The organism is Vibrio sp. 1978, from assembly GCF_033344345.1.
The window spans coordinates 1-518 of sequence record NZ_JAWPOP010001025.1 but is presented as its reverse complement, the minus strand read 5'-3'; the positions used below and the strand labels follow the sequence as shown (position 1 = coordinate 518).

The window sequence follows — 518 nt, the reverse complement described above, 5'->3', positions numbered from 1 at the left end:
TACGCGCCGGCTTATGCAGAAAACCGCGAGCAAAAAATGGCGTTCATGCAGAATGCGACCGTCAAACAAACGCTCGATTTGGCACGTAAAGCCGATGTCGCTTTAGTCGGTATTGGTGATATGAGCGAAAACAGCTATATGGTCGATCTAGGGTGGTTTACACCAGATGAAGTGGTTCAATCTCGACTAAAACAAGGCGTAGTAGGGGACTTTGCGGGTTATGACTTCTTTGATATTCACGGTAACGTTGCCAACACCGTAATGAGTGACCGTGTCATTGGCCTTGGAATTGAAGAGTTTCGGCCAATCGCAGAAGTGATTGCTATCGCTGCTGAAAACAGTAAACCGCTTGCATTACTTGGTGCGTTACGTACCGGTGCAATCGACGTGATTGCTACCAGTGTAAGCAACGCTTTGACAGTATTGAACTTGGATGAGCAGATGCACGGCAACGCGGCATCTGAGAGTTAGCACAAATAATATGCAACTTATGTAATCAGGCGGCGAGGATTTATAAA

At 46.5% G+C, this 518-nt stretch carries 1 protein-coding gene; it reads left to right on the top strand.

Annotated elements, in window-relative coordinates:
* Positions 1-471 (top strand): sugar-binding domain-containing protein (locus tag R8N49_RS30460; protein WP_318190868.1); only part of this gene is annotated, 471 nt, incomplete at its 5' end.
* Between the last annotated feature and the right edge of the window lie 47 nt (positions 472-518).